This is a genomic window from Rickettsia fournieri, from assembly GCF_900243065.1.
GTDB lineage: Bacteria > Pseudomonadota > Alphaproteobacteria > Rickettsiales > Rickettsiaceae > Rickettsia > Rickettsia rickettsii.
The window spans coordinates 497,945-522,651 of the sequence record NZ_LT978484.1 but is presented as its reverse complement, the minus strand read 5'-3'; the positions used below and the strand labels follow the sequence as shown (position 1 = coordinate 522,651).

Below are 24,707 nucleotides of genomic sequence, written 5' to 3'. Positions count from 1 at the left end.
GCGAGGCGCGAAGCGACGTGGCAATCTCATCAAATCTCTTGAGATTGCTACGCTCCTTGCAGTCGCTCGCAATGACTACAATGTTTACCTCTCCCGAATACCCTTATACTCTCTATGTACATAACCGGTGTAAAGCTGTCTAGGTCTGCTGATTTTTTGTTCAGGGTCTTCGTGCATTTCTTTCCATTGTGCCATCCAGCCTACGGTTCTTGCTATTGCAAAAAGTACCGTGAACATTTGCGACGGTATACCCATAGCCTTATAGATAATACCCGAATAAAAATCAACATTTGGATATAATTTTCTCTCAATAAAATATTCATCTTTAAGAGCGATAGCTTCAAGTTCTATTGCTATTTGTAGGAGCGGATTGTTGTCTAGCTGCCCGAGTTCCTTTAATACTTCTTTGCACGTTTCTTTAAGTACTGCGGCACGCGGGTCATAGTTTTTATATACACGATGACCAAAACCCATTAACCTAAATGGATCATTTTTATCCTTAGCTTTAGCTATATATTTAGGAATATACTCAGAACTACCGATTTCTTTAAGCATATTTATTACCGCTTCATTAGCCCCACCGTGAGCAGGTCCCCAAAGTGAGGCAATACCCGTGCTAATACAAGCAAAAGGGTTAGCTCCGGATGAGCCGGCAATTCGGACTGTTGAAGTAGAAGCATTCTGCTCATGATCGGCATGTAGGATAAATATCTTATTAAGAGCATTTTTTATTATTGGATTTACTGTATATTTCGTACAAGGCGTTGCAAACATCATATGCAGAAAATTTTCGGTAAAATCTAACGAATTATCAGGATAAATAAACGGTTGTCCTATAGAATATTTATAAGACATTGCAGCGATGGTATGTATCTTAGCAATCATTCTAATAGCGGTAAGTTCGTAATCTGCTTCCTTAAAATTCAATAAATCAGGATAAAATGCCGAAAGAGAACCGACAGCCGCAAGCATAATAGCCATAGGATGAGAAGAGCTACAAAAGGTTTGAAATAAATAGTGTAATCTTTCATTCACTAATGAATGATGAGCAACCTGTTTAGTGAAATTATTATACTGCTCACCACTTGGTAGTTCCCCATAAATCAGTAAATATGCTACTTCTAAAAAATCACTTTTCTCAGCTAAGTCTTTAATATCATATCCTCGATGCCGCAAGATTCCTTTATCACCGTCTATATAGGTGATAGTAGACTGACAAGAAGCAGTAGACATAAAACCCGGGTCGTAAGTAAAGCAATCGGCTTCCGCAGATACCCTACTTATATCGATTACATCCTCACCAATACTTGCTTTAAGTATAGGTAATTTAAATATTTTTCCTCTGATTTTTAATTCAGCAAATTCTGAATCATTATTATTTTCATTGGTCATATGGATATACCTTATTTTTATACATCAGTAAGTATAACCCTAATTTAATGAAATTAGAAATGAATTATGATTTATTAGAATTTAAAAATTTTCTTTGATATCTTGCTCAACTTGCAAGGTTAATGAAAATTTAAAACGCACATGCTTCTACTTTCAACTGCAAGCCTAAAGCGTTTAATAAAGATCCTATATTGTCGACACTTGGATTACCTTTGCTAGATAACATTATATATATGTTGTCTATTTATATGAGCTTCTTTAGAGATTTTTGCTATATCTCCTCTTGCTCTAACGCTTCATTAATATACCCTACTAATATTTCCTCATTTTGTAATTTTTCTTTTAAATAATCTGTAAACTTTCCATATAACACCCTCAATTTCGTTTATAAACTTCTTCTATTATTTCTAAGGCTTTTTTAATATCTTTGCCTTGAGTATCTTTATTACCTGCATTTAATAGCAGAATATCTGTTATAAAAATTGTATTTGTTTAGTGTTTTGCATATTAAGCTTAACTAGAGATGATTACACTGTCGCATATATACGACTAATTGTCCAGTGGAAAATTATTTTGAAAAGTACGTGAAGCTGTGAGTACTAGATTAATGTACAAGTTATGCAAGAAGTCTATTATTGACTAAATACTCCTTAATCTTGAGTAAATCATACCAAGAGGTGCGTTTTTGCATAGGTTGGCGGAGTAAATAGGCAGGGTGGAAGATTGCCGTAGTTTGAATAGGAGTGGATAAATATTTATTGGTATAAAAATAATATTCTTGTCTAATTTTAGTAATACCCGAATTTTTTCCAAGTAAGCTAGTTGCAGCCGTGCTACCGACTAGAATAATTAGCTGCGGGTTAATAAGAGCAATATGCTTCTCTACAAAAGGTCTACAAATATCGACTTCTTCGAACGTCGGCTGTCTATTAGCAGGAGGACGCCAAAATACCGTATTAGTAATATAAGCGTTATTTTTTCGTGAAATTCCGATAGCGTGTAGCATATTATCAAGTAAATTGCCACTTTCGCCGTAAAAAGGTATTCCTTTCAAATCTTCGGTACTTCCCGGGGCTTCGCCTATTAACATAATTTTAGCTTCTAAATTACCGTCACCGAAAACCGTATTAGTAGCAAATTTCTTAAGTTCACAACCATTAAAATTTAGTAGAGATTCTTTTAGTTCTTCGATATTATTAGCTTTATCGGCAAGAGATCTTGCTAGGGTTATATTATCATGAACTTTATCATTCATATTGAATGCAGTTTCTTTTGTAGACATAAGTTTTACTTGTGGCTTTTCAGTTAGTTCAGTATTATTACGTACCTTTAATTGCGGTGGATGTTCATGGCAATAATATTCAACACCGATTGCACTTAACCATTTAAGCGTATTATTCATTATCTTAAAATAAAATATGTTAAAATATTCCGTACCACACGAACTAAATGGCATAAGGCTTGATAAAGCTCTATCATCGCTTCTTGAAAATGTTTCAAGGAATCAAATCCAAAAAGCTATTAAAGATTCGCAAGTACTAGTTAATGATGTAATTATTTCTGATCCTGATGTTTTGGTCAAGGAGAATGATATTATATTATTTTCTTTTAAAGAACCTGAAGAGCTAAAAATTGCAACAGCAAATGTAGCACTTGATATAATATATGAAGACGATGATTTGATAGTAATTAACAAAGCTGCAGGTATGACGGTACACCCGGGAGCAGGGCATCATGACGATACGCTTGTTAATGCTTTATTACATCATACAAAAAACTTATCGGATATCGGCTCATCAGAAAGACCCGGGATAGTACATCGTTTAGATAAAGACACTACGGGCTTGATGGTAGTTGCTAAAAATAATAAAGCACATATGCTACTTGCAAATCAGATAGAACAAAGGCAGGTAATACGGAAATATAAAGTGTTAGTGTGGGGAGTAATAAATCCGCTAGAAGGAGTCATTAAAAATAATATAGGTCGCAGCCGAAGCGATCGCCAAAAAATGACCATATTAAAATATGGCGGCAAAGAAGCCGTTACACATTATAAGACTCTAGAATTATTTTATAAAGGTAGTATTAGTATGGTGGAGTGCAAGCTTAGTACGGGTAGAACTCACCAAATTAGAGTACAGCTAAGCCATTTAAAGCATTCGGTAGTCGGCGACCAAACTTACGGCAATAACGACCGAAAAATTGCTCATTCTCCCCCTGAACTAAAAGCAAAATTAATTGATTTTAAACGTCAAGCCCTGCATTCTTGGTATTTAAGTTTTACTCATCCGACTAGTAATGAGATTATGGAATTTTCTTGTGAGTTGCCAAGGGATATGGAAGAGATAATTAGTTTATAATTGACAAAATATTAATTTTTTAATATAATATTAAGGATTAATATTTATTTATAAAATGAAGCTAATTCTAAATTAGAAGAAGCCTTATATTCTATGGAAGAGGGTATTTTAAACCTTAGAAAACAAAAAGCGAGATTAGAAAAGATTTTTACTTTTCTGCAAGATTTAAGTACCGCCACAAACAAAATTATTTCCTTAGATATATCAAATTATAGAGATTGGCCAGAAGTAAAAGATTTTATTTTAAAATTAGGTAATAATTTATCTTTTAAACGCAATCTATAAAAATTGCTAGCTCTTCCCAATATAGTACAGAACATGAAATTAAAATTTCTGAATTCGTCAATGAAATTCTTTCTCTAAGATTAAAAACAGGCATAGATATTAATAATAGTACGTATATTGATGATGCAAATTATAGGAAAGAAATTTTATTAAAAAAATTTTTAGAAGAATTTAAAAAAAATGATTTTAATGAGCAAGAAGAACAATTAAATAAATTTATAAAAGTTGCATGCAAAGAAGCAAAAGCGCCTGATAATATAGACATGCAATACATGCAAGCTCTGCGGATTTTCTCCGAATTTGATTTCAGTAAAATAGATGAAAAATATTCTAATTTACAACATCTTTTTACAAAGCTATATAAAGCACAAGAAGTAAAATCAGAAATTTATCATTATGAAGTAGAAGATGATTTACATTTTTATATGGTAAAAGTTAATGGAGTAAATGTAACTACTTGGCAAAATTTCTCAAAGAAACAGGGGGAGTTTATAAACCAGTTCGGGAAAAAAGAATATAGAAAAGCTTTTATGGAACTAGATGCTTTTGACTCTAGCATAGAATATCATGACCAAGATTTAACAGATGTATATGTAGTTTTTACCTATAATAAAGCATGGGAACAGAAAAGTAGTATTGGTATACCATCGGTAGAAATGATTATAACTATGGCAACTTCCAAAACGCAAATTTTATTTCACATATAGGAATAATAAAAGCTCCAATATATGACTATAATAATACTAAAAAACATTTAAGTCTTTCGCTTAAACTTCATAGTTTTATTGCTAAATGTGCAGAGATTATTTATCCTAACAAAAAAGAATATATGATTACTGTTCCAACAAAAAATATGACTCATATTATTATTAAAGAATATGAGAAAAAACAAATTTTAGATAAAATATATATAGGACATCAAGACACAAAAATACCGCAAGAATCTTTAGAGGAATTAAAATCTAAATATCAAAATACTAAGTGTACACGATATGAGGGACAAGAGTATAAGCATTATTTTAAAGCTTATTTAGAATATATTTTAAAAAATCAACAAGAAATTTTAGGTGAGAAGAAAGCTCCCATAAAATTTACCGAAGCAGGATATGGTGCTTTTTCTGACTTGATTTTGTATGGGAAAAATGGTGAAGTACTAAATAAACTAACTGCTGACCAGATAAAAGGAGAGTTCGCTTGGTTTTGTACTAGTCCTTATTTATTAAAAAATCAACACGAACAAGAACCTTTAATCACTTGTGATTTAGAAACATTAGCAAATCTTAGCTTTAAAAATAGCTATATAGAACATGAATATTATTCAGAAATAATTGGTGATATAATAACATAAAACGGTTTATGAAAATAATTAAAATACCTAAAACCAAAAATTATCTTAAAATAGATATTATAACTCTAGAACCCGAATATTATAAGAATAAATTTTATATTTCGTGAATTTACTGAACTTAAAAAACTAGCATCGCTAGATAGTGTAGATGAGATTTTATAAATGAAAAATTTTGGCAGAAAATAAAACTTTCCATGCAATGTTCTATAAAGCAAATTCTTAGTGACGCTACAGATAAATTAAATAAAATAGGTATTAGTTCGCCGCAATTAGAAGCACGAATTTTACTACAGCATGTTATAAATAAACCTACTGAGTATTTACTTATTAATCTTGATGAGCAGTTAAATGAAGCCGAGATAGAAGCTTTTGAAAAACTGTTAGCGAGAAGATTAAAGCATGAACCGATAGTATATATTACAGGTGTTAAAGAATTTTACTCACGTGAATTTATTGTTAATAAACATGTATTAATTCCAAGAAGCGATACTGAAGTTTTGGTGGATGTTGTATTTCAATGTCATTCCCGCGAAAGCGGGAATCCAGAAAAAAAGCAACCGGATCCCTGCTTTCGCGGGAATGACATAAGCGAAAACTGCAATGACAAATTCTTAAATATCCTAGAACTTGGCACAGGTAGCGGCTGCATTGCTATCAGTCTATTATGTGAGTTACCGAATGCTAATGTAATTGCAACCGATATAAGTCTTGATGCTATAGACATTATCAAAAGTAATGCGGCAAAATATGAGGTAACGGATCGCATTCAGATTATTCACAGTAATTGGTTTGAGAATATTGAAACTCAGAAATTTGATTTTATCGTTAGCAACCCGCCATATATAGCTCACAGCGAAAAATCAGAGATGGCAATTGAAACAATCAATTATGAACCGTCTATTGCTTTATTTGCTGAAAAAGACGGACTGCAAGCTTACTTTCTCATCGCCGAAAATGCCAAACAATTCTTAAAACCAAACGGTAAGATTATATTAGAAATAGGGTTTAAACAGGAAGAAGCGGTAACCCAAATTTTCTTAGATCATGGTTATAATATTGAAAGCGTTTATAAGGATCTACAAGGTCACAGTAGGGTAATATTATTTTCTCCTATTAATCTCAATCGGTCATATGCAAGACGTATCGGTAAAAGCTTATCAGGAGTGCAACAGAATTTATTAGATAACAAACTACCAAAATATTTATTTTCTAAAGAAAAGCTTGTAAATGAAAAACGTAAAGTATTTCTTGAGATAGGCTTTGGTATGGGTGAGCATTTCATTAATCAAGCTAAAATGAATCCTAATGCACTTTTTATTGGGGTAGAGGTATATTTAAACGGAGTTGCAAATGTTTTAAAGCTTGCAGGAGAACAAAATATCACGAATTTTTTATTATTCCCTAATAATTTGGATTTAATATTAAATGAGATACCAAGCAATAGCCTTGATGGAATTTATATTTTATTTCCCGATCCATGGATAAAAAATAAGCAAAAAAAGAAACGTATTTTCAATAAAGAACGACTTAAGATTTTACAAGATAAGCTAAAAGACAATGGTAATTTAGTATTTGCTTCCGATATCGAAAATTATTTTTATGAAGCAATAGAGTTAATACAGCAGAACGGTAATTTTGAAATTATAAATAAAAATGATTATTTAAAACCGCACGATAACTATGTAATTACCAAATATCATCAAAAAGCTATTAAGGCGAATAGAACGCCGAAATTTATGATTTTGCGGCACGTTTTAGGCGATCATTAATTGCAGCCCCTATATTCACTTGAGGTATAGGGCTAACTGCTATACCTCTTACATCATGAGATGCAGCATAATCGTCAAGTATTCTTAAATAAGCATAAAGATTTGCAGCGGCTTCTATAAAGTCACCTTTTACACTTAAGTTTAATGAAAATCTTCCTGTAAGATTGCTATTGCCAAAATTTAATCCGATTTCTTTATCCTCTAAATTTATAGCATTTAGCCTAACCGGTACTTTTGGTGAATAGTGTTTTGCAAGCATTCCCGAAGCTTTTATAGTACTTATCTCTGATGCTTTTAAAACTTCTATCCCTAGTATTTCTCCTAAAATTTCAGCAGTTATAAACCCTTCTCTAAGAATAGTAGGAGTAACAGTTGTTGTATCGATTATCGTTGACTCTAGCCCATATTTAGACTGATAGATTTCAGGTGCTAAAATAAAAATTTCCTTATTATCCTTAAAATGTTTTGTGACATGCTCAGCGTTAGTCGGACTAATATAGTTTGAAGGGTTAGCACTTGGGGCAGCTATAGGTATGCCTGATTGTCTGATAAGCTCTAACGCTACAGGATAAGATGGTATCCGAAGTGCTATGGTATTTAGTCCTGCTGTTACGCTAGGGGCAATATTTGCATTCTCTTTTAAAGGGACAACTATAGATAATGGTCCAGACCAAAATTTTTCTGCTATTTTTGTAGCTAAATCGTCAAACTCCCCTATTTCCTTTGCTTGCTCTATGGAGGAGACATGCACGATAAGCGGATTGATAGCAGGGCGCTCTTTGAACTGAAAAATCTTTAAACACGCCTCATTATTTGTGGCATCCGCACCAATCCCATATACTGTTTCAGTCGGAAAAACAACCACTTTACCTGATTTTATAAATTGAACTGCTTTGTTTATCATAAGCGGTTAAACTTAGCTACTTTATCAAATAATTCACAAATATTCTGTAATAACGACAAACGATTTTGAGCGATCTTTGGATCAGAGTCATTAACGAGTACATTATCAAAAAAGCTAGTAATGGGAGTTAATAGAGACGATAATAAATTTAAGGCTTTCTTATAATCTTTATCAACTATACTATCTATAATTTGCGGAGAAATTTTTTGGATTACTTCAAATAATTCTTTTTCAGGTTGTGTACTAAAGAGACTCGCATCAACTAAGCCGGTAATTTTCTGATCACCAATTATATTGCTAGCTCGTTTGTAAGCATTTAATAATTGCTTGCCTGCGTCTTCTATTAAAAATTCTTTTAACGCATCAAGCTTAAAGTTTGTATCTACTAAATTTAAGTCAAGAACTGCATTAATTAACGCAATATCATAGTCATTTTTAAAGTAAAATTTTGCTCTTTCTTCAAAAAAAGATATTATTAAATTCTTATTTTCGTCAGATGAATCTTTATATAAGTTTATAGAAAAATTAATTAAATCATTAAAATTTAGCTCTAATTTATTTTCAAGTATTATTCTTATTATACCAAGAGCTTGACGTCTTAAGGCATATGGATCACCTGAGCCTGTTGGTGTTTCCCCTGCTATCATCAAACCTACTAAACTATCTAGCTTATCGGCTAAAGCAAGTAAAGCCGCATTTCCGCTTGGTACATTGTCGCTCAAACCTTGCGGTTTATAATGGTCTCTAATTGCAGCGGCTATTTCTGCATTTAGCCCTTCATGTTTTGCATAATAATAACCCATAATCCCCTGTAAATCAGGAAATTCCCCGACCATCTCAGAAACAAGATCACTTTTGCAAAGTCTAGCTGCTGTAATCAAATCCTTATTATTTGGAGCTATATAATTACAAATATCGGTTATGCGTTCAACTTTTTCTCTTAAATTACCAAGCTTTGCATGAAATGTTACAGCTTCTAATTGGACTAATCTTGATTCTAAAGTTTTAGCTATATCCTGCTTACAAAAATATAAAGCATCCGAAAGACGTGCCGATAGAACTTTCTCGTTACCTTGAATAACTAGTTCAGCATTTGTAAATCTGCCATTACTGACAAAGAGAAAATACGGTGTGAAATTTCCTGTTTTATCAAATAAACAAAAATATTTCTGATGCGTACGCATCGAAGAAATAAGTACTTCTTTAGGTAACTCTAAAAATTTTTGTGGTATTTTTCCAAGCAGTACAACAGGAAATTCGCTAAGCCCTATTACTTCTTCTACTAAACGATTATCTTCTTTTATAATTAAATCATGAGAATTTGCTAGTTCCAGTAAACCGGTTTTAATTATTGCCTCTCTCTTTGCTCTTTCTAAAATAACATGATTGTCTAAAAGCTTATTTCTATAATCTTCAAAATCTGTTACTTCTAATTTTTTATTATCAGTAAGACGATGCCCATACGTAATATTATTAGCGGTTAAATGCCCAAATTGCATCGGTAATATTTCGCCGTCAAATATGCATAAAATATTTCGCAGAGGTCTAATCCATTTTATTTTGTAATAACCCCAAAACATCGATTTTGCCCAGCTATATTTATTAATAGCCTCTATAATAATCTCCGGCAAAATCTCTTTTATTTCTCTTTCTTCTGTTTTTTTGACAAAGAAATAATATAGCTGATTACTAATTAATTTAGTAGAAAGCTCTAATTTACTAACATTATGAGCTTTACAAAAGCCGTTAATAGCGGCTTCCGGAGCTTCTATGCTTGGTCCTTTCATTTCTTCCTCTTTTGGCAAAGTTATCTTTGGCAAATGGGTAGCATGCAGCGTTATCCTGCGAGGTCCCGCGAATACTTGTACTTTTGCAAATATTTCGTTTTCTTCAAAAATTTTCGTGAATATATTTAAATAACCCTCTTCAGCATTTTTTTGCATAAAAGCCGGAATTTCTTCGCTAAATAGCTCTAATAATAACTCGCTCACTTGTTCATCTCCAACCATTTTATACAACAAATTCTAGCTAAATGACGCACTCTTAAAACATAAGAAGCACGCTCAGTGACGCTAATTACTCCAAGTGCATTTAGTTGATTAAATGCATGACTTGCCTTAAGGCATTCATTATAAGCCGGCATAGGTAAATTAGCTTTGATTAATCTCTCACACTGGTCTTCGCTATCCTTGAAATGTCGCAGTAACATTTCACTATCGGCAAGCTCTAAATTATATTTTGAAAATTGCCGTTCAGCTTCGAAATCCACTTCACCGTATTTTAAAGCTTTTTCGCCTACTTGCCCATTCCAATCAAGCTCTCTTACTTCATCAACACCTTGAATATATAAAGCAAGCCTCTCGAGTCCATAAGTGATTTCACCGGCAACGGGACGGCATTCAATACTGCCGATTTGCTGCATATAAGTAAATTGCGATACTTCCATACCGTTACACCATACTTCCCAGCCAAGCCCGGCAGCACCTAAGGTTGGCGACTCCCAATCATCTTCAACAAATCTGATATCATGAATTTTTAAATCTATGCCTAAACATTCTAAGCTTTTAAGATATAACTCTTGAATATTATCCGGCGACGGCTTTAATATAACTTGAAACTGATAATAATGCTGCATTCTATTAGGATGCATGCCATACCTGCTATCCCCTGGTCTTCTTGATGGCTGAACATATGCAACAGACCAAGGTTTAGTACCAAGGCAGCGAAGTACAGTTGCAGGGTGAAACGTACCGGCTCCAACATGGGCATCGTAAGGCTGCAATATTGCACAGCCATAATCCTGCCAATAATTTTGTAATGTCAGAATAATTTGCTGAAATGATAGTTTTTTCATAGGGTATTATTATTGGGAAAGAAAATTTTGATCAGTTAAAAGGATCGAATATTTTTATATTAAACATATTATAATGTTTGATATTTCTAGTAACTAGTATCATATTGCTTTGTTTTGCCTGTGCAGCTATTAAAGCATCGATTGCATTCGTACTATCAATACTCATTAATTCACCCCACTCCTCACATATTTCTTTGTCAATATTAAGAATTCTTTCATTATAATCTATTATTATTCTTTCTAACCATTTTTCTAATTTCAAACTTGCTATTTTATCTTTCTTTGCTAATTTTGATATTCCCTTTCTTATTTCGCCGATAGTAATACAACTTAAGTATAACTGGCTAGAATGAACAATTGAAAACCATGCTGCTACTTGAGAATTGGATTTTTTCTTTTGAATTTCAGATACAACATTAGTATCTAATAAATATTTCATAATTCAAAATCTCTAGCATATCCTTTTGCTCTCTGAATATCCAAATTATCTGTCTTAGGTATGTTCAATAAATATTCTTTGAAATCAGGTTTTTGTTTAGTAAGTTGTTTATAGTCTTTTATACTAATAATTACAACTGCTTCTTCACCCCTTTTTGTAATACATTGAGGGGTACCATGCATTGCAATATCAATAATATTACTTAACTTATTCTTTGCTTCGTGTAACTGCCATTTATTCATATAAAATCCTCATATAGCTAGATTGTCTAGATTATTATAATATAAAGATTCAAAAAAATAAAATATTTTTTTATTAATTTGAGGTCTTAATAATACTCCTTGCCGATCTCGATTTTAGGACGATTGTTTGCTACTCGCCAATCGTTAGTATCACGGAAAGAATAAACACAGCCACAAAATTCTTGTTTATAAAAGTTCTCTTCTTTGGCAATTTCGTACATTCTGCTAGCACCGCCATCTTTACGCCAATTATAAGTCCAATAGGTCACCCCTTCATAATGAGATGCCGCCCTAGTTCCTGATTCATTAATTTGGTTCATATCTTTCCATCTAGAAATACCAAGCGAGCTAGTTATAACTTTAAAGCCGTTCTCATAAGCATATAAAGCCGTACGCTCGAAACGCATATCAAAACACATTGTACAGCGTATACCTCTCTCAGGCTCAAGCTCCATCCCTTTAGCACGCCTAAACCAATTTTGCGGATCATAATCTGCATCTATAAATTCTATATTATGTTTCTCGGCAAATTTAATATTTTCATTTTTACGAAGCTCATATTCTTTTTTAGGATGAATATTAGGATTATAGAAAAAAAGCATAAACTTAATGCCAGTATCGATCATTTTTTCCATTAAAGGGCCAACACAAGGAGCACAACAACAATGGAGTAAAACCTTGCTTTCACCGTTTGGTATTTCAAAAACTTCGCTCATATTAATTTACTAGATTCTTTTTATAGGTTTCTTTATAGAATTTTAGAATTATAGAAGATAACAAGGCAAGTGCAATTAAATAATATGCAATAGCATAATTGTTTCCGGTAACTTTCGTTAATATCATTGCTAACATTGGAGCAGTACCGCCAAATATAGCAGCTGCAAGGTTGTATGAAAGTGCAACACCGGTAAATCTTATGCTAGTCGGAAATATCTCTACTAAAACCGTTGGAATAGGCCCCATATAGATGCTAATAACTCCAGCAAATATTACTTGAGATATTATAGCTAAAGTAAAATTCATCGACCCTAAGGCTACAAAAATAGGATAGACTGATAAAATTAACAAGATAATCCCCCATATTAGTACAGGACGTCGCCCCACCTTATCCGAAACATACGCAGATATAGGCAATACTATCATCATTACGATTAATATTATACTACTAACAATTGTGCTTTGCTGATTAGTATAACCGAGTGTTTGCATAAAATTACCAATAAAAACCGTAGAAGTATAAAAAGGAGCAGTTACGGTAATATACAGACCAAGTGCGATAATTAAGTTCTTTTGGGTATTTTGTTAATGTTTCTCGTAAAGGAAAACGTGCTAAACGCCTTGTTCCCTTAGCTTTTTTATAAATAGGACTTTCTGCTAGGTTTTTTCTAATATATAAACCTACGGAGCTAATAAATAAACCGGCAATAAAAGGTATCCTCCAACCCCATTCAAATAGCATATCAGCAGGCATAAAATAAGAAAAACCGGCTGCTGTACCAAGTCCAAGCAGCATACCACCGCACATACTAACAAATGAGCTACTCCCCGCAAGTCCTCGCTGCTCGAACGAAGCATGTTCTACAATATACGAAATACAACCGCTAAATTCCCCTCCTAAAGAAAAACTTGTATGAGTCTGATAATAGTTAAAATAATAGGAGCGGCAATTCCAATAGTTTTATAACTTGGTAAGAGCCCTATCCCGGCAGTCGGTATTGCCATAGCTATAATACCCATCACCAAAGCAGTACGTCTACCGAATCTATCACCTATATTACCGAAAATAATACCGCCGAGCGGTCGTACTACAAAGCCTGCAGCAAATACCGCAAAAGTTAACGTCTCTCGCATTTCTGGATCCGGGAATGCTGCCCTATAATATAAGCAAATTGCGCATATAATGCATAATCATACCATTCTAAAGCGTTGCCGATCATGCCGGATATTACTACTTTTCTCATTAAGTTATTTTATTGATTTAAAAAAAGATAATAAGAGTAATATTTTATATTCTCAAGTAAAAATAGCTTTATTTCATGCGAATAGCTTTGCTTGCGTTGATACCGTAGTCGCCATTGCGAGGAACGTAGCGATGTGGCAATCTAGAAAAATAATTAAAAAAATTCTGATTTACAGAATTTTTACTGGATTGCTTCGTCGAATTACTGCGTAATTCTTCTCGCAATGACTATACCCTATCTATGTTTTTCATTAACCACTTTCTTAGTTAATTTAGCATTGATTTGAGAAGGAGAAACTTTAATATTTTGTTTGATGTTTTTTGTTTTTTCTTGAGATAGAAGACTTTCTTTATCATTTTGTAATGTTTTCATAAACTTATCTATATTGCTTTGTTCTAGTTTTATTGCATTATCATTATTCAAAATTAATCCTCCAATTTTTTCACCAAGTTCAGGTGCATATCTGACGGCAAAAATTGATGCTGGTACAACTATGATAGAAAAAGCCGCTCCTGCAGTCGCAACACTGATTGCTCCGACTAATAAAGCACAAACAGCACCGGCGATTTTTCCAGTTGCTTGTTTAAATATATTACTTTTTTGTGTCAATACTAAAGACATCTCTAATATTTTATTAAATTCTTTCTTTATATAGATGGTTGCTTCATCAATATTATTATATTTCTTCATGGCATACATTACAGAAGCCTTAAATAATTTTTTGTGAGACTCCGCATAATTTATTATTTTATCAAAATTCTTCTCTTTTAAAAGAGTTTTAAATATATTTTTAATTTTTTCTTTTTCGGTACTATTTATTTCATCTCCAAAATAAACTTCTACAAGATTTTCTGCTATTATATCTTGTGATTGCTCTAAAATATTATTCTTATTTTGCTCATTTTCGTCTTCAGAAGTAATCATTATTGCAAATAACTCTAATGCTACAGAAAAATTATCATCGTTAATAACCCGCATACCTAAATAACTTTTGAGTCTAGAAATACATTTATTAATATATTTTTCAGCCTCTGGTTTAGAATTAAGCCTTAGCGTATAATCTATAGCAAGCATATTTGCAATAGTAGAGCAAGTAGATTTCATAAGATTATTGACAAAATTATTAACAATATCTTTTTTAAATAAATTAGTATTTACGTTATTAAGTACTATTGCATTATTCATTTTGGTAATTTATTTTGAGGCTAATTCTCTGATATATAATATCAATTTAGCATAAATAAGATTAGGAGCATGATTTACTGAAAGTTTATATATATTCTTAGGTGTTAACACTTCTTCATTACGTACTCGTACAAAAGATATAAGAGTATTAGGAGGCATATAAGAATAAATTTCAGAAAATATTTTTAGAAAAGTCAAAAAATCTGCACATGCATATTTTATATTTATGCTATAATTATTTACATGAATCGATTCACCTTCTCCTTCAATTGCCTGAACATTATTTTTAAAAAATACTGAATTTATAAATACATCTATAGGTTCTACTAAATCATATTTATTGCTTAAGCTTTTTATTTTAGGAATTAGTTCTTGATAATTTAAGCAACTCACACTACTTGGCACACTTAAATCTACATATTTTTTGTACGATTCTAATATTTCTTCTTTAGAGTTAATGACAGAATAAAGCTTTAAAACTTCCTCTGTTAGATTTTCTTGTAAAACTTGTTTATCAAGAATAGATTTACTGTATTCTTGCTGGAAAATTTTTATTATCCAAATAGTTAAGGAAATAAAGAAGAAATATATAATAAATTGAAAAAATATAAGATTCTTTAAATACATAATATATTTTTCAAACATTATTTTTACCTTGGGTTATTAGTGCCGTTGCATGGTTTATGTCATTCCCGCGTAGGCTGGAATCCAGAGTAAAGCGAGATAAATCGAGCTTTTAAAAAGCTTTAAAGTACTGGATTCCCGCCTACGCGAGAATGACATGGAATATTACGTTTTATTATCAACTATATTAACCGATAAAGGAATTACTACCTTACCGAATATATCAAGTATTTTATCCCTATATATAACATAATCTATCTGCAAATTAGATAATTTATTTTTTACGTTTGTCATATGATCATCTAGCATCTTTAGAGATTCATCTACCGATAGATTATTAGTATGATATTTAAGTATTAACTTGATTATTAATTGTCTCTTAGAAACTAACAAAATATTATCTATATTTGTTAATTCCCATTTAATTTCTTCTAATTTAAAAGCCGGATTTAAAGTAATTATTAGCCTTTTAAGTAAATCAAACGGCAGTGGTACCGGTGTTTCTAGTAATTTTTCTATTACATATAAATCAGCTAGGCTAGTAGTATTTTTAATATAAGGATATTTATATATGATATCATCATATTCTTGATTTGTTGCATAATATTTTTCATTAATAGAGTTTATGTCTTTGTAATTTTGTTTTGTATTATATTTGATAATACCGACCACTAATATTAATATTATAAGTAATGCACTATATAATTTAAATGTCAGATCCTTTATAGTAACTAGTTTTTTTATTGATTTTAAATTATTATTATAAGCGGGAAAACTCTTATATTCTAGAAACAGTCTACTAATATTCGTATCTATAAATCTTTCTTTTTCTAGAGTTTGCTTATTTAGTATATTATCAACCGGTATAAAGATTACAGGGCGTTCTTCAAAATTTGTTGATTCTAATAAAGATTTTAACTCTTCATCTACTATAAGAATTATACAGGCTCTTTGGTCAAGATTACTTATATAGTTTTTAAATAATATCAAACAATCATTAATTTCTTGTTCTATAATACCTTGAACATAGCCGGTTGTTTTATCCAATGGATACTCAAGATTTCTAATTGTTATTATATTATTTTTATGTTTGATAATAAATTTTATACCGCTAGCTTGTGATGCATATACACAAATTTGAAAATAATCGTTATATTTATCATTTTCTATATTCTGCACTATTTTATTTATAATAACTTTTAGCTCTAACGTTAAAAAGTAAATTCCTTTTAAATCAAGAGATCTTTTATCTATAATGCATGAAATTATATCACTTAAAGGTGTTTCAAATGGACACGACATAATTAAAATCGACCAAATTTCACTTGGGGTAGTAGTAATTTCGTAAACACAATGTGCTATAATGTCTTCTTTATTAAAATAACCTTCAATAAATTGTTCAATAGGATCAAGTTTAACTATTGACTGTAATATAGGTATTTGATCGTGCCGTGTTTTACATTCACTGCCGTCAAGTAAAAAATAAATATCACTTTTTGGAAATTTACTAAAAAAGTTTTTATAAGGATTTAAGTCTATCTGTTCCCGAGTAGGGATAAATAATTTATCTAATAATTTATTATCAAGAAAAGTACTAAGAAATACACCTTTATTACCTAGTAACACCACAATCTTTTTTCTTTTGAAAGAAAATATTTTTAATTTTGTAGCAAATTGAACAAAATGTAATTTGATCGAATCAAAAATATTTTTCATAAATAAATTTATTTTAATCATAATTCAGTGTATTTTACTATACTGGACGTCATTTCTGCGTGGATACCCGAACCGTCATTGCGAATGACTGATAAGGAGCGTGACAATCTCAGGACTTTGGCACGAGATTGCGTACGTACAATTACTAAGTAATTTTCCTCGCCATGACGAAAAATGATCCTCTCCGGAATGACATAACATTAAATAATATATCTTACCATGACTAAATTTACCACCGAAGAAGTTAGAAGTAAATTTATAACTTACTTTAAAGCAAATAATCATACACATGTACCGGCCAGTTCGTTAATTCCACACAATGACCCTAGCTTAATGTTTGTTAATTCCGGAATGGTACAATTTAAAAATGTTTTTACCGGACAAGAAAAAAGACCTTATAACAAAGCGGTAACTAGTCAAAAGTCTCTTAGAGCCGGCGGCAAGCATAACGACCTTGAGAATGTCGGTTATACGGCAAGACATCACACCTTTTTTGAAATGCTAGGTAATTTTTCATTCGGTGACTATTTTAAAGAACAAGCCATATATTACGCTTGGAATTTATTGACTAAAGAATTTGAACTCCCAAAAGACAAGCTTTATGCAACAATTTATCATACTGATGACGAAGCAGCTGCTTATTGGAAAAAAATAGCAGGTTTTGGGGATGATCGCATCATAAAGATCAAAACAAACGATAATTTTTGGTCAATGGGTGATACTGGCCCTTGCGGTCCTTGTTCCGAAATTTTTTACGACCACGGTGAACAAATATATGGCGGACTTCCTGGTACTAAAGATGAAGACGGTGATAGATTTATCGAGATTTGGAATATGGTATTTATGCAATATGAACAAATCGATAAAGATACTAGTATAGAATTATCGCAAAAATCTATCGATACCGGTATGGGTCTTGAGCGTATGACGGCAGTATTACAGCATGTTAACAACAATTATGATATAGATTTATTTCAGGAAATAATTAATTTTATAGAAAATATAGTAAAAGTGAAAGTAGAGGGAGAAGCTAAATTTTCTTACCGAGTTATTGCCGACCACTTACGAGCAAGTAGCTTTTTAATAGCTGACGGCATTATTCCTTCAAATGAGGGGCGTGGTTACGTACTTCGCCGCATTATGCGAAGATCCATGAGGCATGCTCATATGCTTGGGTCAAAAGAGCCGTTAATGTATAAATTACTGCCAAAACTTGTTGATTTAATGGGGAATGTTTATCCTGAACTTAAAAGAGCAGAAAGCTTTATAAGCAGTATCTTAGAACAAGAAGAAATTAGATTTAAAGCCACATTAGAACGTGGTCTCAAACTTCTTACCGAAGAAACAGAAACGCTAACAAAAGGTAATGAATTATCAGGAGAAGTAGCATTTAAACTATACGATACTTACGGATTTCCGCTTGATCTAACCGAAGATATTCTAAAAAATCGTGATATTTTCGTTGATCACAAAGGGTTTGAAGAGCAAATGCTTATGCAAAAAGAACGTGCTAGAAAATCTTGGCTTGGCTCCGGTGAATCAAAAACCAATCAGTTGTGGTTTGATATCAAAGAGCAACATGGTAGCACGGAGTTTTTAGGATATACACTTAATGAAGCAAAATGTAAAATAATTGCATTAATCAAAAATAATAATTTAGTTAATGATATAAAAGAGATAGATACACAATTCCTGCTAATCAGCAACCAAACTCCTTTCTACGGTGAATCAGGCGGCCAAATAGGTGACATCGGAACGATATTTGCAAAAGATTCTGAAGTAGAAGTAATAGATACTTTAAAATATTTAGGCTCTATTATAGTCCACAAATGTATTTTGAAAAAGGGGCAGATTAACGTAGGCGAGAATGCTAATTTTAGTATAGACATAAGATATAGGCAAAATTTAAGAATTCATCACTCGGCAACGCATATATTACATGCAGTACTGCATGAGGTACTTGGGAAACATGTTACTCAAAAAGGTTCGTTAGTCGCTCCGACTTATTTACGCTTTGATATTAGCCATTCTAAAGCTATGACTAATGAAGAAATCACTCTAATCGAAGATAAGGTAAATGAGATTATTAGAGATAATCATGAAGTAACTACTACATTAATGGCAACTGAAGATGCAGTTAAACAAGGAGCTATGGCACTGTTTGGCGAGAAATACGACTCTGAAGTAAGAGTAGTTAAGATGGGTGAGACTTCTTTAGAATTATGCGGCGGTACGCATGTCAGACGTACCGGTGACATCGGTTGCTTTAAAATCACAAGCGAAAGTGCTATAGCAGCAGGTGTTCGTAGAATTGAAGCAGTTTGCGGTGAATTCGTAATTAAATTAATGAGAGAAAAGGATAGTTTACTTAAATCGATAGAAAGCAGTTTCAAAACTAATAAAAATGAACTTATTACTAAGGTTAATAATATCTTAGAGCGTAACAAGGAAGTTGAAAAAGAGTTAGAAAAAACTCATTTAGCTAGTTTAGATTTAAGTATAGAGCAAATTGAAAAGCAAGCTGCACAAATAACAGGAATAAAACTATTATACAAAAAAGTAGGAAATATAGACAATAAAATATTACGTCAAGCTGCCGAAAATTTAACAAAAAAAGTAGAAGATTTGATAATGGTATATATTGCCGAGGGAATTGGTAAATTATCTATTACAGTTGCGGTGAGTAAAGCTATAACAGACAAATACAATGCAGATATAATTGCCAAAAAACTTTCTTTATTCTTAGGTGGCAGCGGCGGAGGTGGACAAGCAAGCCTTGCTCAAGCCGGTGGAAATGATATAGGTAAGCTAACTAACATCCATGAAAAATTATACAGTTTATTGACAGTGTCGTAGTGTACTAATTTAGGACGTCATTACGAGTGTGCTTTGTAGATGGATACCCGGTTGTCATTGGTAGTACTTGCGTGGCAATCTCGTCAAATATCCTGAGATTGCTTCGTCAATTACTTCGTAATTTCCTCGCAATGACAAGGTGGTATCCACGTAACAATGCCTATGCAGGGAGGCATTGTAATGACAAAATTTATGGTTGTTAATACGCTGCTTTCACAAAATAAAGACCGGAGGCGGGAGCAGTAGGACCGGCGGCTTTTCTATCTTTGGCTTCTAAAACATCTTTAATTTGTTCTGCCTGCCAAATATTTTTACCAACAAGTACTAAACTGCCGACAATATTACGTACCATATGATGCAAAAATGACGGGGCTGAAAGATATAATTTTATTTCTTCGTCTTCTTTAATAATATTAAGTTCAGTTAAAGTTTTAATCGGTGATTTTGATTGACATGAGCTAGCCCTAAATGAAGTAAAATCATGTTTGCCTAATAGATAGGCGGCAGCTTGTTGCATAGCCGGAACATCTAAAGGTGAACTAATCCACCATGCTCTATTTAAATCAATTACCGATGGATAAGGTCTATTAATAATTCTATATATATAATAACGAGAGGTAGCTGAAAACCTAGCATGAAAATTATTGGGGGCTAATTCACAATTCCATACTCCTACGGCATACGGTCTTGCAAAATAGTTGATAGCTGTAATAATTTTGTGAGGTTCTAAATATTTTGAAAGATCAAAATGTGCTACTTGACCTATAGCATGAACACCGGCATCTGTCCTTCCTGACCCAAACAATATCACCTGTTCACCGGAAAATTTATAAATCGCTTCTTCTAATATCTGCTGTACCGACATTACTCCTGCTTGTCTTTGCCAACCTGCAAGATCCGTGCCTAAATATTCAATGGTAATTTTATATCGATACATAATAGCCCACTGTCATCCCGTGGCTTGACCACGGGATCTTGTATCATAGCCCGTGTCCTGAGATCCCAAATCACGGGATGACAGTATAAGTATTATCATGCTTCTAGTAAATCCGATGGATTACCGTCACCACGCTTTCCTCCGCTTCTAAAGCTATTAAGTTTTTTGGATCTAATAGGATGTTGTAACTTTCTTAAAGCTTTTGACTCGATTTGTCTTATACGTTCTCTAGTTACTTTAAATTGCTGCCCTACTTCTTCTAATGTATGGTCAGTATTCATACCTATACCGAAACGCATTCTAAGCACTCTTTCTTCACGAGGCGTAAGGGTTGCAAGTACTCTAGTGGTAACTTCTCGTAAATTTGACTGAATTGCCGCATCAATCGGTGCTACTGCATTCTTATCTTCGATAAAATCGCCTAATTGACCGCCGTCACTATCATCACCTACGGGATTCTCAAGACTTATAGGTTCTTTAGCTATTTTCATGACTTTACGCACTTTATCAAGCGGCATTGAAAGACGGTTAGCGATTTCCGTTACTGTTGGTTCGTATCCGAGTTCATTAAGCATTTGTCTTGAAGTACGTAGTATCTTATTAATTGTTTCAATCATATGTACAGGAATACGTATAGTCCTTGCTTGATCGGCAATAGCTCTTGTTATAGCTTGTCTAATCCACCACGTAGCATAGGTAGAGAATTTATAACCACGGCGATATTCAAATTTATCCACCGCTTTCATAAGTCCTATATTACCTTCTTGAATTAAATCTAAAAACTGCAATCCTCTATTAGCGTATTTTTTAGCGATAGATATAACTAAACGTAAATTCGCTTCTATCATATCTTTTTTTGCTTGTAGCGTTTGTCTCTCGCTTTTTTGTATAGTATTCACTAGTTTTTTAAAATCATTAACTAAAAGACCGGTTTTAGATTCTATAACCGATAATTCAGCAATCATTTGATCTATATAATCCGATTCTTTAATCATTAACTCTTTCCAAGCGACTTTTTTATTTTTCAGCATTTTTTCTTTCCATGCTGCATTGATAACCGATCCTATATATTCATCAAGGAAATTTTGGCGAGTTACTCCATATTTTTCAGCAAGTTTTAAAAAAGCTGTTTCTTTATTAATTAAATCACGATTTATTCCATACATCTTACCTAAAATTTCTTCTGTTCTTTTAGAATTAAAATGTATTTCCGAAACTTCATTTATTAATAATTCCAAATTATTATATTTTTTGCTATTTTGTAAAACCTTCGGCTCAAAAGATTTCTCATAACATTTTTTAGCTTCAATGAGTAGCTCTTCACAGATAAAAGAAATCTTTTTCATACGCTCTATAATATTAGGTAATATCTGCGTTTCTACTCTAGACATAGATAAGTGATTATCCTCATGCTCTTCTCCTTCGGTCTCACTACTATGTTCTTCATCATTTTCGGGTGTTTCGTCATGTAACATGTTAGCTTCTAAATCTATCAGATCACGTAGTAACATTTTTTCATTAACTAAATCTTCATACCATACTATAAAACAACGCATAGCAATAGGACTTCTGCATAAGGAAGCAGTCATTGTTTTATGTCCTTCCTCAATCCTTTTTGCTATTTCTACTTCATTTTCACGAGTTAAAAGATCGACTCCCCCCATATCCTTAAGATATAATCTTACAGGATCATCAGTAGTACCTATATTTTCTTCTTCTACCTCATCCTCAGGTTCATTATCAACATTGGTAGATAGCTTAAATTCTTCATCCATTCCGATATCAAGCTTAATTTCATCATCTTCATTAGATTCTAAAATATCTACTCCTGCATCAGAAAATTTTAATATAGCTTCCTCTAATTGTCTTATTGAAGGATTTTTATTAAGAGGAAGAGCGTTGTTTATATCATCATAAGTGACCGGTATCTTTTTAGATTTAGCTTTTTTAAGTAAACTATCTATTTTATCTAGATCATTGTCTATATTGCTATTGCTCATTAAATACCTATATGCTTTTTTCTTTTAAAAGAAGTTTGAAATAATTAAGTTATCGTGTGATTAATAAAAGATTCGTTTAAAACTTGCAGTTCATTTGCAATCTTCAGAATTTCTTTTTTATATAGTAAAACTTTTTCAAAGTCGTGATTGTCAGTACTGTTTATGGTAATAGCGTATTCTTGTTGTAAATTTATTAGATAATATTTCTTATGTAGCCACTGCCATAATAAATCCAGTCTGATATTATTTTTATTAAATGAGATATCTAAAAACAAATTATCCGTTTTTGATAATAATAAAAAAATATCAAAAAAGCTAGTTTTTTCCACAATTGCAGTAATTTCACTTGCTTCTACGTTATTATCTATAATCTCGTTTAAATACCAATTACGGAATTCTTCAAGCGATTTATTATTAAAATTTAAATTTAAGATGAAATCTCTAATATCTTTTTCTTCAAGTATTATAGGAAATTTAACCAACAAAGCACAAAAAGCGTGTTCTAGTATTTCAAGCTCCGAATAGCTGTGACTTGAAATTATAGGAGCCAAATTTGAGTTTTTAGTTGTAGCTTTCTTCTGCGTTGTAACTAAATTTTGCCATATTTGATCTTTAAAAAACCTATAATAACTTGCTTTTAAATAACTATCCGATATTTTGCTGCAATAATTTGTTAAATTTTTTTCTAAATTAGCTTTTTCTTCCGCAGTTTTAAAACTCTTGCCGCTATACTCAATATGCCAAATCATTTCTGATAAGCTTATTCTTTTATCTATAAGCTTTGCAAAAAAATCAGCACCGTTTTTATTTACTGCATCGTCGGGATCAAGTCCGCTTGGTAACCTAATAAAAGAAATTTTCTTTTCACTATTAATCAGCGGTAATGCTAAGTTAATAGTTCTTATGCTAGCTTTTATGCCTGCATTATCTCCGTCAAGACATAATATAATTTCATCGCCAGCACGCCATAATTTATGTAAGTGATTCTCGGTAACGCTAGTACCGAGACTCGCAACTGTTTCACTAAAACCTGCTTGATGTAGTGCTATAACATCAAAATAACCTTCTACTAAAATCGAATGATTTTTTTTATAGCTACTGCTTATCGCTTTATGCTCACCGTATAGAGTTTCACTTTTTTGAAATACTGTAGTTTCAGGTGAATTTAAGTATTTAGGCAGCCCCTCCCCTAGTACTCTACCGCCAAAGCCTACAATTTTATTGTAAATATTTCTAATTGGAATAGTAATACGGTTAGAAAATAAATTATATATTTCACCGTTTTCTCGCTTGCCGATTAGCCCTGCTTTACCAAGCTTTATAATATCTATATTTTTATCGTGAAAAAATTTTTCAAATTTATTATTCTTCGGGGCAAAGCCTATTGAAAACTCTTTTACTGTTTCTTCGGTAATACCCCTTTCGTGTAGATAATGTAATATTTCAGGTGTTAATTGTGTCCTGAAAAACTTATTGGCGAGTTCTAAAATATTTAGAATTTCATCGGATTCTTCATAAAATTCTTTCTGTTTTGCAGTTAATTTCGGTATCTCTATACCGTAATCGATTGCAAGCTTTATAGCAGACTCATTATAAGATAAACCGCTAATATTAGAAGTAAATTTTATAACATCACCGGCTGCTTTACAACCAAAACAATAGAAAAATCTCTTACTATTACTAACCGTAAAAGATGGGGTCTTTTCTTGATGGAAGGGACATAAACCTACATAGTTACCGGATTTTCTAGTTAAAGCTACTTTTTGCCGCACTACATCCGATATGTTAATACGGTTTCTTAAGAACTCATAAAATTCCGGTGCAACTCTCATTAT

The 24,707-nt window shown here is 32.3% G+C and carries 20 protein-coding genes and 1 pseudogene; 6 read left to right on the top strand and 15 right to left on the bottom strand.

The genetic code is table 11. The annotated features are described in order from the left end of the window. Positions 1–84: 84 nt before the first annotated feature. Positions 85–1,392, bottom strand: a complete 1,308-nt coding sequence (locus C4Q30_RS05825; protein ID WP_103897466.1) for a citrate synthase — start codon at positions 1,390–1,392, stop codon at positions 85–87. A 616-nt stretch (positions 1,393–2,008) separates the two neighbouring features. Further along, a complete protein-coding gene (locus C4Q30_RS05815; RefSeq protein WP_103897465.1) occupies positions 2,009–2,794 on the bottom strand; it encodes a uracil-DNA glycosylase family protein in 786 nt (261 codons plus the stop codon). Positions 2,795–2,810: 16 nt separating this feature from the next. Here C4Q30_RS05815 and C4Q30_RS05810 point away from each other — a divergent pair, with 16 nt between their 5' ends. The 5 genes from C4Q30_RS05810 to trmB all read left to right on the top strand — a co-directional run bounded on the left by C4Q30_RS05810 (position 2,811) and on the right by trmB (position 7,154). Continuing rightward, positions 2,811–3,752: an RluA family pseudouridine synthase gene (locus tag C4Q30_RS05810; RefSeq protein ID WP_103897464.1), complete on the top strand. Its 942-nt coding sequence runs from the start codon at positions 2,811–2,813 to the stop codon at positions 3,750–3,752. Positions 3,753–3,845: 93 nt separating this feature from the next. Next, on the top strand, positions 3,846–4,037 hold the full coding sequence (locus C4Q30_RS05805; RefSeq protein ID WP_103897463.1) for a hypothetical protein: 192 nt from the start codon (positions 3,846–3,848) through the stop codon (positions 4,035–4,037). Between the two features lie 272 nt (positions 4,038–4,309). Beyond that, complete coding sequence (locus C4Q30_RS09865; protein ID WP_245207508.1) at positions 4,310–4,744, top strand: hypothetical protein; 435 nt, start codon at positions 4,310–4,312, stop codon at positions 4,742–4,744. 146 nt (positions 4,745–4,890) lie between these two features. Further along, positions 4,891–5,385 carry a hypothetical protein gene (locus C4Q30_RS09860; protein ID WP_245207507.1) on the top strand — a complete coding sequence of 165 codons (495 nt, stop codon included), beginning with the start codon at positions 4,891–4,893 and terminating at the stop codon, positions 5,383–5,385. A 194-nt stretch (positions 5,386–5,579) separates the two neighbouring features. Then, positions 5,580–7,154, top strand: coding sequence for a bifunctional peptide chain release factor N(5)-glutamine methyltransferase PrmC/tRNA (guanosine(46)-N7)-methyltransferase TrmB (gene trmB / locus C4Q30_RS05785; RefSeq protein WP_103897462.1), 1,575 nt, complete (start codon positions 5,580–5,582; stop codon positions 7,152–7,154). On the opposite strand, the gene C4Q30_RS05780 is transcribed toward trmB, so the two are convergent. The 10 genes and pseudogenes from C4Q30_RS05780 to C4Q30_RS05735 all read right to left on the bottom strand — a co-directional run bounded on the left by C4Q30_RS05780 (position 7,120) and on the right by C4Q30_RS05735 (position 17,100). Next, positions 7,120–8,058: an L-threonylcarbamoyladenylate synthase gene (locus C4Q30_RS05780; protein WP_103897461.1), complete on the bottom strand. Its 939-nt coding sequence runs from the start codon at positions 8,056–8,058 to the stop codon at positions 7,120–7,122. The two genes, trmB and C4Q30_RS05780, sit on opposite strands and share 35 nt — an antisense overlap. Continuing rightward, positions 8,055–10,049, bottom strand: a complete 1,995-nt coding sequence (gene glyS, locus C4Q30_RS05775) for a glycine--tRNA ligase subunit beta (protein ID WP_103897747.1) — start codon at positions 10,047–10,049, stop codon at positions 8,055–8,057. The genes C4Q30_RS05780 and glyS overlap by 4 nt, the downstream gene beginning before the upstream one ends. Then, a complete protein-coding gene (locus C4Q30_RS05770; RefSeq protein WP_103897460.1) occupies positions 10,046–10,912 on the bottom strand; it encodes a glycine--tRNA ligase subunit alpha in 867 nt (288 codons plus the stop codon). Before C4Q30_RS05770 ends, glyS begins: the two co-directional genes overlap by 4 nt. 31 nt (positions 10,913–10,943) lie before the next feature. After that, positions 10,944–11,351, bottom strand: coding sequence for a type II toxin-antitoxin system VapC family toxin (locus C4Q30_RS05765; protein WP_014014890.1), 408 nt, complete (start codon positions 11,349–11,351; stop codon positions 10,944–10,946). Next, entirely contained in the window at positions 11,348–11,593 is a 246-nt protein-coding gene (locus C4Q30_RS05760) for a type II toxin-antitoxin system Phd/YefM family antitoxin (protein ID WP_103897459.1), read from the bottom strand. The genes C4Q30_RS05765 and C4Q30_RS05760 overlap by 4 nt, the downstream gene beginning before the upstream one ends. An 86-nt stretch (positions 11,594–11,679) precedes the next feature. Further along, entirely contained in the window at positions 11,680–12,309 is a 630-nt protein-coding gene (locus tag C4Q30_RS05755) for an epoxyqueuosine reductase QueH (protein WP_012151426.1), read from the bottom strand. Position 12,310: 1 nt separating this feature from the next. Next, positions 12,311–13,554 (bottom strand): annotated as a pseudogene (locus C4Q30_RS05750) (MFS transporter). Positions 13,555–13,788: 234 nt separating this feature from the next. Then, on the bottom strand, positions 13,789–14,739 hold the full coding sequence (locus C4Q30_RS05745; RefSeq protein WP_103897458.1) for an RP853 family protein: 951 nt from the start codon (positions 14,737–14,739) through the stop codon (positions 13,789–13,791). Positions 14,740–14,748: 9 nt separating this feature from the next. After that, positions 14,749–15,384, bottom strand: a complete 636-nt coding sequence (locus tag C4Q30_RS05740; protein WP_064428958.1) for a hypothetical protein — start codon at positions 15,382–15,384, stop codon at positions 14,749–14,751. Between the two features lie 144 nt (positions 15,385–15,528). Continuing rightward, positions 15,529–17,100 (bottom strand): hypothetical protein, encoded by a 1,572-nt coding sequence (locus tag C4Q30_RS05735; protein ID WP_103897457.1) that lies wholly within the window; start codon positions 17,098–17,100, stop codon positions 15,529–15,531. Positions 17,101–17,298: 198 nt separating this feature from the next. Between C4Q30_RS05735 and alaS the strand changes: the two genes are divergently transcribed. After that, entirely contained in the window at positions 17,299–19,935 is a 2,637-nt protein-coding gene (alaS, locus tag C4Q30_RS05730) for an alanine--tRNA ligase (protein ID WP_103897456.1), read from the top strand. A 199-nt stretch (positions 19,936–20,134) separates the two neighbouring features. Here alaS and truA read toward each other — a convergent pair whose 3' ends face one another. From truA to dnaG, 3 genes are all read right to left on the bottom strand, one after another. Then, complete coding sequence (gene truA / locus C4Q30_RS05725; protein WP_103897455.1) at positions 20,135–20,872, bottom strand: tRNA pseudouridine(38-40) synthase TruA; 738 nt, start codon at positions 20,870–20,872, stop codon at positions 20,135–20,137. A gap of 95 nt (positions 20,873–20,967) precedes the next feature. After that, the gene (gene rpoD, locus C4Q30_RS05720) at positions 20,968–22,872 is read right to left on the bottom strand and encodes an RNA polymerase sigma factor RpoD (protein ID WP_103897454.1); all 1,905 of its coding nucleotides are present in this window, start codon (positions 22,870–22,872) and stop codon (positions 20,968–20,970) included. Between the two features lie 44 nt (positions 22,873–22,916). Further along, positions 22,917–24,704 carry a DNA primase gene (gene dnaG / locus C4Q30_RS05715; RefSeq protein ID WP_103897453.1) on the bottom strand — a complete coding sequence of 596 codons (1,788 nt, stop codon included), beginning with the start codon at positions 24,702–24,704 and terminating at the stop codon, positions 22,917–22,919. Between the last annotated feature and the right edge of the window lie 3 nt (positions 24,705–24,707).